The organism is Enterobacter sp. BNK-22 (genome assembly GCF_048684805.1).
Taxonomy (GTDB): domain Bacteria; phylum Pseudomonadota; class Gammaproteobacteria; order Enterobacterales; family Enterobacteriaceae; genus Enterobacter; species Enterobacter quasiroggenkampii.
This window is the reverse complement of the sequence record NZ_JBLQTT010000001.1, coordinates 843,720-857,764: the sequence shown is the minus strand read 5'-3', so window position 1 is coordinate 857,764 and position 14,045 is coordinate 843,720. Positions and strand designations below refer to the sequence as shown.

The 14,045-nt window shown below is 60.5% G+C and carries 8 protein-coding genes; 2 read left to right on the top strand and 6 right to left on the bottom strand.

Annotated elements, in window-relative coordinates; all coding sequences use genetic code 11:
• Window positions 1–241: 241 nt before the first annotated feature.
• Window positions 242–1,639, bottom strand: coding sequence for a NarK family nitrate/nitrite MFS transporter (locus ACMGGE_RS03900; RefSeq protein ID WP_045908975.1), 1,398 nt, complete (start codon window positions 1,637–1,639; stop codon window positions 242–244).
• 309 nt (window positions 1,640–1,948) lie between these two features.
• On the opposite strand from ACMGGE_RS03900, the gene narX reads away from it, so the two are divergent.
• Both narX and narL read left to right on the top strand, forming a co-directional pair.
• Window positions 1,949–3,745: a nitrate/nitrite two-component system sensor histidine kinase NarX gene (gene narX, locus ACMGGE_RS03895; RefSeq protein WP_048223642.1), complete on the top strand. Its 1,797-nt coding sequence runs from the start codon at window positions 1,949–1,951 to the stop codon at window positions 3,743–3,745.
• Window positions 3,738–4,388: a two-component system response regulator NarL gene (gene narL / locus ACMGGE_RS03890; RefSeq protein WP_008499531.1), complete on the top strand. Its 651-nt coding sequence runs from the start codon at window positions 3,738–3,740 to the stop codon at window positions 4,386–4,388. The genes narX and narL overlap by 8 nt, the downstream gene beginning before the upstream one ends.
• A gap of 3 nt (window positions 4,389–4,391) precedes the next feature.
• On the opposite strand, the gene ACMGGE_RS03885 is transcribed toward narL, so the two are convergent.
• From ACMGGE_RS03885 to ntrB, 5 genes are read right to left on the bottom strand one after another with little or no spacing between them, the layout of a single operon-like run.
• Window positions 4,392–5,798, bottom strand: a complete 1,407-nt coding sequence (locus ACMGGE_RS03885) for a YchO/YchP family invasin (RefSeq protein ID WP_420293376.1) — start codon at window positions 5,796–5,798, stop codon at window positions 4,392–4,394.
• 47 nt (window positions 5,799–5,845) lie between these two features.
• Window positions 5,846–8,371 carry a nitrate reductase gene (locus ACMGGE_RS03880; protein ID WP_262805119.1) on the bottom strand — a complete coding sequence of 842 codons (2,526 nt, stop codon included), beginning with the start codon at window positions 8,369–8,371 and terminating at the stop codon, window positions 5,846–5,848.
• The gene (gene nirB, locus ACMGGE_RS03875) at window positions 8,368–12,354 is read right to left on the bottom strand and encodes a nitrite reductase large subunit NirB (RefSeq protein WP_420293375.1); all 3,987 of its coding nucleotides are present in this window, start codon (window positions 12,352–12,354) and stop codon (window positions 8,368–8,370) included. Before nirB ends, ACMGGE_RS03880 begins: the two co-directional genes overlap by 4 nt.
• A gap of 13 nt (window positions 12,355–12,367) precedes the next feature.
• Complete coding sequence (locus ACMGGE_RS03870; protein WP_021240347.1) at window positions 12,368–13,156, bottom strand: ABC transporter ATP-binding protein; 789 nt, start codon at window positions 13,154–13,156, stop codon at window positions 12,368–12,370.
• A 9-nt stretch (window positions 13,157–13,165) separates the two neighbouring features.
• The gene (ntrB, locus tag ACMGGE_RS03865; protein WP_045908981.1) at window positions 13,166–14,044 is read right to left on the bottom strand and encodes a nitrate ABC transporter permease; all 879 of its coding nucleotides are present in this window, start codon (window positions 14,042–14,044) and stop codon (window positions 13,166–13,168) included.
• Between the last annotated feature and the right edge of the window lies 1 nt (window position 14,045).

Genomic DNA, 14,045 nt, shown 5'->3' with positions numbered 1-14,045 from the left:
ACCACCAAAGCGGTATCATTTAAAATTTCATATCCATATGAAATATATCGTTATTTTTAATTTATCGTACAAACCGCCAGGCAAAATTTAACCTCACAGGTATTAAGGGGTAGAGCGCCCTGTAAAGCGATGGCGATCACAATGCTGCCTGCGGATTTCCTCTGCATGCCAACCAGTATGTTGTAACTATTTTGACGCCAAAAAAACGCGGCCCGAAGGCCGCGTAAACGGATAATCATACTTACTTATTTTTCTTGGTATTACGGCCATATACCAGCCACGTAATCACGACGCAGGCGATATAGAAGACGAGGAAGACTTTCATGGCACCGGCCGGAGAGCCGGTCAGGTCCAGAGAGATACCGAACGCTTTCGGGATAAAGAAGCCGCCAATCGCGCCGATGGCGGAGATAAAGCCCAGCGCCGCAGCCGTATCCGTTGCCGCTTCGCGCATGGCCTGTTCTTCGCTTCCGCCCTGCGCTTTTACGCGGTCCATGGTCAGCTTACGGAAGATCACGGAGATCATCTGGAAGGTGGACGCGCTCCCCAGCCCGGCCGTCAGGAACAGCACCATAAACACGCCGAAGAAGGCGATGAAGTTACCGCCCTGTCCGTCGGCCGGCAGCGTGAGGAACAGCAACGCACAGAAGACCGCCATCACGACGAAGTTAACCAGCGTCACGCGGGTACCGCCCAGACGGTCAGACACCATGCCACCCAGCGAGCGAGCAAGGGCGCCAATAAATGGGCCGAAGAAGGCGAATTGCAGGATCTGCACGTCCGGGAACTGCGTTTTCGACAGCATCGCGAAGCCCGCCGAGAAGCCGATAAACGAACCGAAGGTCGCCAGATACAGCAGCGCCATCACCCAGAGGTGTCCACGCTTCAGCACCGGCAGCTGTTCGCTCAGCGACGCCTTCGACGCGGACAGGTCATTCATAAAGAACCAGGCTGCGAGGGTGAAGACCACGAGGAACGGCACCCAGATCCAGGCTGCGTTTTGCAGATAGAGGGAAGAACCGTCCGCCTGCTCAACGCCACCGCCGCCAAAGGCTGCAAAAATGGAGACCGAGATCGCCAGGGGAGCGATCAGCTGCATCACGCTCACGCCCATATTGCCCAGACCGCCGTTAATCCCCAGCGCGCCGCCCTGCTTCGCTTTCGGGAAGAAGAAGCTGATGTTGGCCATGCTGGAGGCGAAGTTCGCCCCGGCAAAGCCGCACAGCAGGGAGATAATCACGAACACGCTGAACGGCGTGGAGGTATCCTGCACCGCGAAGCCCAGCCACACGCAGGGGATAATCATGATGCCCGTACTGAATGCCGTCCAGCGACGGCCGCCAAAGACCGGCACCATAAACGCGTAAGGGACGCGCAGCAGCGCGCCTGACAGCGACGGCAGCGCGGTCAGCATAAACAGCTGATCGGTCGTGAACGTAAAGCCGACTTTGGGCAGGTTTACCGCCACCGCGCTAAACAACATCCATACGCAAAACGCTAATAACAAACACGGCACGGAAATCCACAGATTTCGGCTTGCTACACGATGGCCGCGCTGTTGCCAGAACGCCGGATCCTCTGGACGCCAGTCAGTAATAACGGCACCATTTTCCCTTTCGGGAGCGGATGAGTGACTCATAGACACCTCTGATTCTCGAACGATGCTGCAAACATTAGGGTTTTAGGGCGGCGGTAAGTTGATATAAATCAAAGGAAAAGTGGGAGGATTTGCGGCACAAAAAAAGGTGTTATCCTTAGTGAGTAGGCTAATTCGGTAAAAAAGACGTGGTTTTTCACGGCACTGACGATTCCCTGCAACGCCCACCTCTTGCCCCCTACTCCGTTGGCAATTTAGGGGTAATCCTTTATTGGTATGGGTATACTCCAGGGTATGCACCAGAATAGCGCCATTCCTGCAAGCAGGCCACGTCAGGAGCACGCCCACTCAATGTTAAAAAGATGCTTATCTCCGCTAACGCTCGTGAATCAGCTCGCCCTGATTGTTTTGCTGTCCACCGCCATCGGCGTGACCGGCATGGCGATCTCCGGCTGGCTGGTACAAGGGGTACAGGGTAATGCGCATGCCATCAACGAGGCAGGCTCACTACGCATGCAGAGTTATCGCCTGCTGGCGGCGGTTCCCCTGACGCAGGACGATCGGCCTTTAATCGATGAAATGGAGCGCACGGCGTTCAGCCCCGAGCTGGAAAACGCCGCCATCCGCGCTGGCCAGCAGTCCCAGCTTAAGGCCCTTCAGGGGTACTGGCACACCCAGCTGCAGCCCGGCCTGAAACAGGCGCGCAGTACAGAAGCCGTTGCCCAGGACGTGGCGGGGTTTGTCTCCCGCATTGATGCGCTGGTCTCCGCTTTTGACCAGACGACCGAATTACGCATTGACCGGGTGGTGATAGTACACCGGGCCATGGCGTTGTTTATGGGCCTGCTGCTGATCTTCACCATCGTGTGGCTCCGCGCGCGGCTGTTAAATCCCTGGAAACAGCTGCTGGCAATGGCCCGCGCGGTGACCGCACGCGATTTTACCCAGCGCACGCACATCAGCGGGCGCAACGAGATGGCCATGCTCGGCCAGGCACTCAATACCATGTCGGCAGAGCTCTCCGAGAGCTACGCGGTGCTGGAACAGCGCGTTCAGGAAAAAACGGCCGGGCTGGAGCAGAAAAACGAGATCCTCTCCTTCCTCTGGCAGGCCAACCGTCGGCTGCACATGCAGGTGCCGCTGTGTGAGCGCCTTTCGCCGGTGCTAAACGGCCTGCAAAATCTGACCCTGCTGCGTGACCTGGAGCTACGGGTCTACGATGTGGAAGACGAAGAGAACCACCAGGAATTTACCTGTCAGTCCGATATGTCCTGCGATGACAAAGGCTGCCATCTTTGCCCTCGCGGCCTGCCGCCGCTGACCTCCGGCGGCACGACCCTGAAGTGGCGCCTGACGGACAGCCACACCCAGTACGGCATTCTGCTGGCCACCCTGCCAACCGGACGCCACCTGAGCCACGACCAGCAGCAACTGGTGGATACGCTGGTTGAACAGCTGACGGCCACGCTGGCGCTCGACAGGCATCAGGAAAAACAGCAGCAGCTTATCGTCATGGAAGAGCGCGCGACCATCGCCCGCGAGCTGCACGACTCCATCGCCCAGTCGCTCTCCTGTATGAAAATGCAGGTGAGCTGCCTGCAGATGCAGGATGCGGAGATGCCCGAAAGCAACAAGCAGCTGCTCAGCCAGATCCGCAACGAGCTGAACACCTCCTGGGTGCAGCTGCGCGAGCTGCTGACCACCTTCCGCCTGCAGCTGACCGAGCCGGGCCTGCGCCCGGCGCTGGAATCAAGCTGTCACGAATTTAGCGCCCGGCTGGGGTTCCCGGTGAAGCTGGATTATCAGCTGCCGCCGCGGTTTGTCCCCTCCCATCAGGCCATCCATCTACTGCAGATCGCCCGCGAAGCGCTGAGCAACGTGCTTAAACACGCTGAAGCAACGGCGGTCACGGTCACCGTCAGCCAGCACGATAATCAGGTGAAACTGACGGTTCACGATAACGGCCGCGGCGTGCCGGAAAATGCCGAACGCACTAACCACTATGGTTTAATCATTATGCGAGACCGCGCTCAAAGCCTGCGCGGTGATTGCCAGGTTCGCCGGAGAGAAACGGGCGGCACGGAAGTTGTCGTCACCTTTATTCCCGAGAAACCGCTCACAACTGCTCAAGGAGAAACCCATGACTAATCAGGAACCGGCATCCATCCTGTTGATCGACGACCATCCGATGCTGCGTACTGGCGTGAAACAGCTGGTCAGCATGGCACCCGATATCACCGTGGTGGGAGAAGCCAGTAACGGTGAACAGGGCATTGAGCTTGCCGAATCCCTCGATCCCGATCTGATCCTGCTCGATCTGAATATGCCCGGCATGAACGGTCTGGAAACTCTCGACAAGCTGCGGGAAAAATCGCTTTCCGGACGCATCGTCGTCTTTAGCGTGTCGAACCATGAGGAGGACGTAGTCACGGCGCTGAAGCGCGGTGCGGATGGCTATCTGCTGAAAGACATGGAGCCGGAAGATCTGCTTAAGGCGCTGCAGCAGGCGGCGGCGGGCGAGATGGTGCTCAGCGAAGCCTTAACGCCGGTCCTGGCCGCCAGCCTGCGTGCCAACCGCGCCACCTCTGACCGTGACGTCAGCCAGCTCACGCCGCGCGAGCGCGACATTCTCAAATTGATTGCCCAGGGGCTGCCGAACAAAATGATCGCCCGCCGTCTGGATATCACCGAAAGCACGGTCAAAGTGCACGTGAAGCATATGCTGAAGAAAATGAAGTTAAAATCCCGCGTTGAAGCCGCCGTGTGGGTGCATCAGGAACGCATTTTCTAAGGACTACTCCTCCGGCAGCAGCTTCCAGCGCGGATCGTCGTCAGGCAGTGCGACCAGCGGCTGCACCACGGCCAGCGTGATCTCATTGGACGAGACGCGCTGGCCTTTCTCATCTTCCACCACCGCCAACAGGTGCCAGCGGTTTGTCGCCCCTTCCCGATCATCCCAGGCAGGGATAATCACGCTCCAGCCGTCACTGCTGTTGCTTTTCGCCGGCGACGTCAGGCTCAGTGCCTGCGTATCCCCCTGCCAGTGGATCTGACGGATACCGTACGTGCTGCGAACCTGCAGCTTCAGCATCACGGTCTCACCCCCTTTCAGATCCCACGGCGGCGTGGCCAGCCAGACGGACAGCGTTTTACGCTGGCGGAACTCCATCACCGGCAGGCTGGTGCGCTCCGGTGAATCGTAGCGGCTGCCGCGCAGGGATCGCGTGGCGGCGACCTCATCGGCGGATAGCTGCTTTGCCAGCGGCACGCCAAAGCGATAGTTGAGCTTCAGTCCGAGGTTATTCTGGCTCTCACCGCTTTCGCCCTGCTTGTGCCCGGCGGTCAACGTCACCAGCGGAACGGGGGTATAGTTAAGCCCCAGATTGACCGCAACCGGGTTGTGGTAGCCGGTGCCGCTGTTGAACAGGTCGACGTTATCGCCAAAATATTGCTCAAAGCTGACGCTGGTATTCAGATGATGAAACCACGGCAGCCAGGCTTTAGCGGTCACGTCATATCCCCGCGCCATGCGCTGCTCCTGAACGTCAGATCGCGCACGCCATCCGGCAAAGGGCTGATAATAGTTCGCTGACAGGCGCAGATTTTCCCCCCACGCTTCCGCCCCCAGCCCGGCACGCTGCAGGTTTTCATCCAGAAGATTATCGTAAAAGGTGTTGTAGCCCAGCAGCCACTTCCCGGCGACCCAGCGCTGACCGATTCCGGCATTGCTGACCAGGCCATCCGTCTGCTGCGTCAGGCCAAGCTGACTCCAGCTCAGGTAGCGGTTAGTATCATTCCACGGGATAAACCAGCTCCCGCTGCTGCCGTTAAATTTGCCGTCGTTATCCACCAGCAGGTTCACGCTGGCGTTTCCCCAAGGCGACAGCCAGGACTCAATCTGCTGGTTCACTTCCCCGCTTACCGCGTCGCGCACCTGACCAAAGGCAAACTGACGCGCCTGCTCGCCGGTCGTCAGCCCGTTGTCGGTCATGCTGGCTTCACCAAAGGCTTTCGCCATTTCGGCCAGATGTTTTTCCCCTTCGCCGGTGGGCGCCGCCATGCCGAGATCGGGCAGACTGTCCCCGTTATTATCAAAGGGGTGCTGCGCCTGATGCATAAAGGAATTCGGCGCACCGTTAACGGCTCCGGCCGTAAGAAGGGGGAGTAAAAACAGCAAACGAATGCGGGACGATACAGCCATCAACGTCGTCAATAAGAACCTGTGTTTATGAATAAACTCTTATTATGTTAACGCGATAAGCCCTGAAATGCAGTCCTGGCGGACATTTCAGGATTATCCTGAAACAGCCCTTTCAGCTCCGGCACGCAGGAACCACAGTTCGTACCACAGCGCAGCTTAGCCCCCAGCGCGGTGACGGAATCACACCCTCCGGCAATCGCCTCCCGTATCGCCTCTTCCCCGACGCTGAAACAGCTACAGATAATGCGTCCCGGATCCGTCGCCCTCCCGACGCTCTGCCCGTTCAACAGGGCGTGGCGTTCTGCGGGCAGCACGGGTGGTGAATGAAAAGCGGCTTCAATCACCGTATGCGCCAGCGCCGGTAACGCGGTACCTTCCCAGAAACCCAGCATAAGCTGGCCTTCATACCAGGCCAGCACGCTGCTGCGTTCACCGGCCTGAGCAACCTGCAGTTGCCAGCCCCGGCCGCTGGCGTATTCCATTACCCACGACAGCAGCGGTTTATCGCACGCCACCGTCAGGCGCGAAGCTTTACGCCACCAGTAAACCGGAGAGGGCATTTCCAGTCCTTCGCGGGCATAGAGTTCTCCCTGCCAGGCGGGCTGCCAGGGCTGGATTCTGACGGCGGTTTGTTTACTCTCCGGCTGCCCCGAAACCGGATCGCAGCGCCCTTCCACCAGTGCATTCACCTTTCCCTGGCGGGCAAACTCAGCGTTCCAGTGCATCGGGGCAAAAGCGTTCCCTTCACGCTGAGCGTCGCTGATGCGCACTCTTGCTACCATGACGCCGCGCGGCGAGCTGATGCGCGCCAGCTGGCCGCCGCACAGGGAAAACCGAACGGCGTCTGTGGGGCAAACCTCAACAAAGGGTTCGGCGATATGCTGCATGAGTCTGGCCACATATCCTGTTCGCGTCATGGTATGCCACTGATCGCGGATGCGCCCGGAGTTGAGAATCAGCGGGTACAACGCGCTGACCGTCGCACCGTGCGACTGTGGGTCAACGGGAACAATGTTTCGGCACGGAAAATCCCCCCCAGGCCACTGCCAGGGCTCAAGCCGCTCCCACTCCTCACGGGTTAACGTAGCCAGGTCGTGAAGGTTTAAGGCCCGCGCGCCGTCATTTTCAAAGGCCGTCAGCGCCGCATGCTCGCAAAAAATCTCGTGGGGATGCTGCCAGGCAAAGGCGTCGCCGTGCCCCAGCCGTTTCGCCACCTGCGCGACGATCCACCAGTCCGGCTTTGCCTCACCGGGCGCGGGCAGAAACGCGCGCTGGCGCGAAATGCGTCGCTCGGAATTGGTTACCGTACCGTCCTTCTCTCCCCAGGCCAGCGCCGGAAAGCGAATATGGGCAAACCGGCTGGTGTCGGTATCGTTCATCACCTCAGAGACAATGACCAGCGGGCAGCGCCCCAGCGCCTGACACACCGCGTGGCTGTCCGGCAGCGAGACGGCAGGATTGGTGCCCATGATCCACACCGCCTTCACCTCGCCGCGGGCAATGGCGTCAAACAGCTCCACCGCCATCAAGCCCGGCGTCTGCGCAAGCCGTTCCGTTCCCCAGAAACGCGCCACCCGCGAGAGATCGTCCGGCTCAAAGTTCATGTGCGCCGCCAGCTGATTTGCCAGCCCGCCCACCTCTCTTCCGCCCATCGCGTTTGGCTGTCCGGTCAGCGAAAACGGGCCGCAGCCCGGACGGTTAAATTTCCCGCTGGCAAGGTGCACGTTAATGATGGCGCTGCATTTGTCGCTGCCGCTGGAGGACTGGTTGATTCCCATGGTGTAGAGCGTGATGGCCCTGGGCGCCGTCATAAACCAGTCGTAAAACGTACCAATATCCTGCGGCGAGAGGCCGCAAAACGCCGCCACGCGGGATATCGGCCACGCGTCCGTTCCCTGAATCACATTGAGCAGACCGACGAACAGCCCGGCGTCGCTGCCGGGAGTGAGCGCCAGATGCAGGTCAGCAATATCACAGGAGGCGGTTCTGCGCGGATCGATGACCACCGCTTTCATCTCCGGATTGTTGTGCTTTGCCTGTACCAGGCGCTGATACAGCACCGGATGCGTCCAGGCCGCGTTTGAGCCCACCAGCACCACCAGATCGCTGTTTTCCACATCCTCGTAGCTGCACGGCACGACATCTTCACCAAAGGCGCGCTTGTAGCCCACGACCGCCGATGACATGCAGAGCCGGGAGTTGGTATCAATGTTCGCCGCGCCGATAAACCCTTTCATCAGCTTATTGGCGGCGTAATAATCCTCGGTAAGCAATTGCCCGGACGCGTAAAACGCCACCGCCTGCGGCCCCCATTTGTCGATAATGTCCTGGAGGCGCTCGCCTGCCGCTCCCAGCGCCTGCGCCCAGGCCACCTCAGCACCGTCAACAACGGGGCGCAGCAATCGCCCCTGTAACCCCATTGTTTCCCCCAGGGCCGATCCTTTCACGCACAAGCGGCCAAAGTTCGCAGGATGGGTTTCATCCCCCCGAACGCTGACCGTTTCACCGTCCACGCGGGCGACCACGCCGCAGCCGACCCCGCAGTAGGGACACGTTGTCCGGGTTTCCGTCATGAGGCCTCCGCACGCATTACCAGGGCATCATTACCGACCCACACCTTGCCGTTCTCAATTTTGACCGGCCAGGCGCGCACCGCGGGTTCGCCGTTCTCCACCTGACAGCCGTCGCGCAGGCGAATACGCTGCTTGTAGAGCGGAGAGATCACCACCGGCTCCCCCGCCGCATCGCCAAGAATGCCTCGGGAAAGCACGTTCGCGCTGCTGCCAGGCTCCCGGTCGTCAAGGGCATAGACGGTTTTGCCAAATCGGAACAACGCAATCGGCTTACGCCCAAGCCGCGCGCCAATGCCCGCCTGCTCGGGGATATCGTCGATGCCACAGATTTCCTGCCAGCGTTTACCTTGATCCGCTGTGATGTCGTTCACCGTCGTGCGGAACAGCGCCAGACGGTTCGGATCGTTAAGCGTGGTTTGCCATTCGCACTGGTAGGTCTCCACCACCCGGGCCATCTCCTGCTCCAGCTCGTGGGCGATGCCCAGGCTATCGTTGAGGATCACCTCCCGAAGGTAGTCGAGACCGCCTTCCAGGTTGTCCATCCAGGTGCTGGTGCGCTGCAGGCGATCCGCCGTGCGGATGTAGAACATCAGGAATCGATCGACGGTGCGGATCAGCGTGTCATCATCGAGATCGCTGGCGAAGAGATCCGCATGGCGAGGCTTCATGCCGCCGTTGCCGCACAGGTAGAGGTTCCACCCCTTATCGGTGGCAATCACCCCCACGTCTTTACTCTGCGCCTCGGCGCATTCGCGGGTACACCCTGAGACCGCCATTTTGATTTTGTGCGGTGCGCGCAGGCCTTTGTAACGGTGCTCGAGCCTGACTGCGAGGCCGGTGGAGTCCTGCACGCCGTAGCGACACCAGGTCGACCCGACGCAGGATTTCACCGTGCGCAGGGATTTACCGTAGGCGTGCCCGGTTTCAAATCCGGCTTCCACCAGCGCCTGCCAGATCTCCGGCAGCTGTTCGAGCGTGGCGCCAAACAGGTCGATACGCTGGCCGCCGGTGATTTTGCTGTACAGTCTGTAGCGTTTCGCAATCTGGCCGATGGCGATCAGCCCGTCGGCGGTCACTTCTCCCGCAGGCATGCGCGGTACGATGGAGTAAGTACCGTCCTTCTGGATATTGGCGAAGTAGCGGTCGTTGGTGTCCTGCAGCGGCAGGTGTGCCGGTTTCAGCAGATACTCGTTCCAGCAGGAGGCGAGCACTGACCCCACCAGTGGCTTACAAATTTCGCACCCGTGTCCCTGACCGTAGCGGCTAATGAGCTGGTCAAAGGTGCGGATATGGTTGACGCGCACGAGGTGGTAAATCTCCTGACGCGAGTACGGGAAGTGTTCGCAGATGTCCTTTTTCACCTCCACGCCCTGCGCCGCCAGCTGGAACTCCATCACCTGCTTCACCAGTGCGCTACATCCTCCGCAGCCGGTCGCCGCTTTGGTGCACTGCTTAATCGCGCCGATATCCGTTGCGCCCGCACTTACCGCCTGACAGATATCGCCTTTGCTGACGTTATGACACGAACAGATTTGTGCGCTTTCCGGCAGCGCTGCCACGCCGAGCGCTTTTGGCGCACTGCCTGAAGACGCGGGTAATATCAGCGTTTCCGGCTCTTTTGGCAGGGCTATCCCGTTGAGCATCATCTGTACCAGCGTGGCGTATTCACTGGCATCACCCACCAGCACACCGCCGAGCAGCGTTTTGCCGTCGTGGCTGACCACGATTTTCTTGTAGATTTGCTGCGGGCCGTGCGTCCACTGGTAACTCAGCGCCCCCGGCGTGCGCCCGTGAGCATCGCCGAAAGAGGCCACGTCCACGCCCAGCAGCTTGAGTTTGGTGCTCATATCCGCGCCGGCGAAGATGTTCTCCTCTCCCGCCAGCGCGGCGGCGGCCACCCGCGCCATCTGGTAGCCGGGCGCAACCAGCCCGAAGATTTTCCCTTCCCACAGGGCGCATTCACCAATGGCCAGCACGTCCGGATCGGAGGTCTGACAGCGGTCGTCAATGCCGATCCCGCCGCGCTCGCCGATAGCCAGCCCGCTGCTGCGCGCCAGCGCGTCCTGCGGACGAATGCCTGCCGAAAAGACCACCATGTCTGTTTCAAGCTGTTCGCCATCGGCAAAGCGCAACACCAGCCCGCCGTCCGCCGTGGCGATCTCCGTTGTCGCTTTACTGGTGTGAACGCCGACGCCCAGCGCCTCAATTTTCTTGCGCAGCATCGCCGCGCCGTCGTTGTCGAGCTGGACCGCCATCAGATTGGGCGCAAACTCCACCACGTGAGTTTCCAGCCCGAGCTGCTTCAGGGCATTCGCCGCCTCCAGCCCCAGCAGCCCGCCGCCAATCACTACACCCCGGCGTGAGCCCGCCGCATGCGCCGCAATCTTGTCCAGATCGTCAAGCGTGCGATAAACAAAACAGCCCGGTAGATCGTGGCCCGACACCGGTGGGACAAACGGATAGGACCCGGTCGCCAGCACCAGTTTATCCCAGTGGATCTCATGCCCGCTGGCGGTACGCACCACGCGCGCGTCACGATCGATAGCGACAATCTGCTGCGACAGGCGCAGCTCAATGCCGTTGTCGGCAAAGAAATCCCCTTCCACCAGCGAAAGCGACGCCGCGCTACGGCCGCCAAAATATTCCGACAGATGCACGCGGTCGTAGGCGGCATAGCGCTCCTCGCCAAAGACAACTATCTGATACTGCTGATGCAGATTGCGGTTCACGCAATCTTCGAGGAAATGATGGCCGACCATACCGTGCCCAACCACCACCAGAGTAGGTTTTGTCATAGCGTGCTGTCCTGCAACCTGCGGTTGCGTAGTGAAACGATCGAACAGCCAGTCCGCGTGCGCGGGCGCAGCCGTTGCCAGTAATTCGGTAAATGTCGCCGCGCTGCGGCAGTCCCCCATCAGCAGCACGCCAGCCAGCGCCCCCTGATGGATCAGTAAACGACGATAGTGACGGGTCAGCGGATCCCATGCGCTCCAGACCACATCGCCCTTCTGCTCTGCCGCGCGACCAAGGCTGAACAACTCCACGCCGGTCACCTTGAGGTGCATGCCGTTGTCGGTCAGGGCAAATGGCGCGGTGACGTCTCCGGCCAGCCGTGCGGCGAGGATATCCGCCTGCGCCAGACAGGGGGCGACCAGGCCAAACGTCTGGTCGTCAATTTCACAGCATTCGCCAATGGCGTAGACGTCCGGCACGGAGGTTTGCATTTGGTGATCCACCACGATGCCGCGCGCGCAGCGAATGCCGCTGGCCTGCGCCAGTACGACGTTAGGCTGCACGCCCGTCGCCAGCACCACGCGCGCGGCGGTGACGCTGCGTCCGTTCAGCAGCGTCACGCTATTCCCGTCAATCGCCGCGATGCCAGAGGCGAGCTCACAGCGCACGCCCCGCGCCGCCAGCGCCTCTTCCAGCAGCACGCCCGCCTGCTCATCCAGTTGCTGCTCCATCAGCCACAGACCGCGATGAACAAGGATGACGTTGTCCCCTGAGCGCGCCAGCGCTGCCGCCGTCTCAACCCCGAGCACGCCGCCGCCCAGCACTACCACCGGACCGGCGATCGCCCCTATGGCCCGGATATCCTCAAGGGTACGGAACGTGAAGACATGCGGCGCATCGCAGCCGGGAATTGGCGGAACAAAGGGCGTTGATCCGGTGGCAAACACCAGCGCATCCCAGCCCAGCGTGCGGACGGTGGTTTGCACTTCCCGCGTGTCCACATTCACGGCGAGCGCCTTTTCGCCCCGCAGCACCGTCACGCCCCGTTCCTGGTACCAGTCGTCATTCTGAAGACTGATGCCCGCCGCCGTTTTTTCACCGCCCAGCACCGGCGAAAGCTGGATGCGGTTATAGGCATGCTCCGGCTCGTCACCGATGACGGTAATTGCGAAACGATCGGCAGCACGCCCGGTGAGCGAGGCAATCAGCCGCGTGGCCGCCATGCCATTTCCGATAATGACCAGTCGCATCAAAGCCCCCTCGCTACGCCGCTTTCGGCTGCTTTTCATAGAGGAAATGCAGGATCTGCTGGCGCATGTGGTGATAGCGGCTGTCGTCAGCCAGCTGCACCCGGTTACGCGGGCGCGGCAGGTCAACGTGCAGGATCTCCCCGACGGTCGCCGCCGGGCCGTTGGTCATCATCAGCACGCGATCGGAGAGCAGCACCGCCTCGTCCACGTCGTGGGTAATCAGCACGATTGTGGTGTTCAGCGCCTGCTGGATCTGCATCACCGAGTCCTGCAGATGGGCGCGCGTCAGCGCATCCAGCGCGCCGAAGGGTTCATCCATCAGCAGGACTTTCGGCTTCATCGCCAGCGCGCGGGCAATCCCGACGCGCTGCTTCATGCCGCCGGAGATCTCCCCCGGGCGCTTGTGCAGGGCGTGCCCCATCTGTACGCGGTCGAGGTTGTGCTCAATCCACTCCCGGCGCTCCGCCTTGCTCATGCTGTGGCGAAACACGTGATCTACCGCCAGGGCCACGTTGTCGAAGCAGGTGAGCCACGGTAGCAGCGAATGGTTCTGGAATACCACCGCGCGCTCCGGACCCGGCCCGGCAATTTCGCGGTTGTCGCAAATCAGCCCGCCTTCCGTCGGCAGCGTGATCCCAGCGATAAGGTTAAGCAGCGTCGATTTACCGCAGCCGGAGTGCCCAATCAGGCTGACGGTTTCGCCCTCATGGATATCAAAGGAGACGTTCTGCAGCGCCAGAAATTCGCCGCTGGCGGTGGAAAAACGCTGGCTCACGGCCTGGACCTGGATTAATGGTTTCATGTTCGCTCCTTATTTTTCCTGCCAGCTAAAGCGACGGGCGATCAGCATCAGCCCCTGCTCGAGCAGCAGCCCGACCACGCCAATGATGACGATGGCGATGAGAATGTTTTCGACGTTGAGATTGTTCCACTCGTTCCAGATCCAGAAACCGATCCCTAAACCGCCGGTCAGCATCTCGGCGGCGACAATCACCAGCCAGGCGATGCCAATAGAGAGGCGCACCCCGGTCAGCACCGCGGGCAGCACCGCCGGGAAGAGAATGCGGCGCATGATGGTCCACTCTGAAAGCTGCAGCACCCGGGCGACGTTAAGGTAGTCCTGCGGAATACACCGCACGCCTTCGGCGGTGTTGATCACCATCGGCCAGATGGAGCAGATAAAAATGGTCCAGCTCGACGCGGGCTCCGCTTTCTGGAACAGCAGCAGGCCGATGGGCAGCCAGGCCAGCGGGCTAACCGGGCGTAACAGCGCGATCAGCGGGCCGAACATGCGCGAAAAAAAGGTGAAGCGGCCAATCAGGAAACCAAGCGGGATCCCGGCGAACGCGGCTAGGCCAAACCCCACCGCCACGCGCTGTAATGAGGCGAGCACGTTCCAGCCGATGCCCATGTCGTTTGGCCCGTCGCGATAAAACGGATCGGCAAACAGGGTAATAGCGGAATCGAGCGTGCTGAGCGGCGTCGGGAAACCTTTGCTGTTAATCGCCGCCAGCTGCCAGAGCACCACCAGCAGTCCCAGCCCCAGAAAAGCCGGAATGATGCGCTGAAGGATCGCGTTAATACGACGCACAAACGTCGGCGTACGGCGGCGAACCTGCACCGGAGGCAGGAGAATCACCTCTCCACTCTCCGGCGTCTCGTGTGATTTTGTCTTTTGCAGATGCTGCATA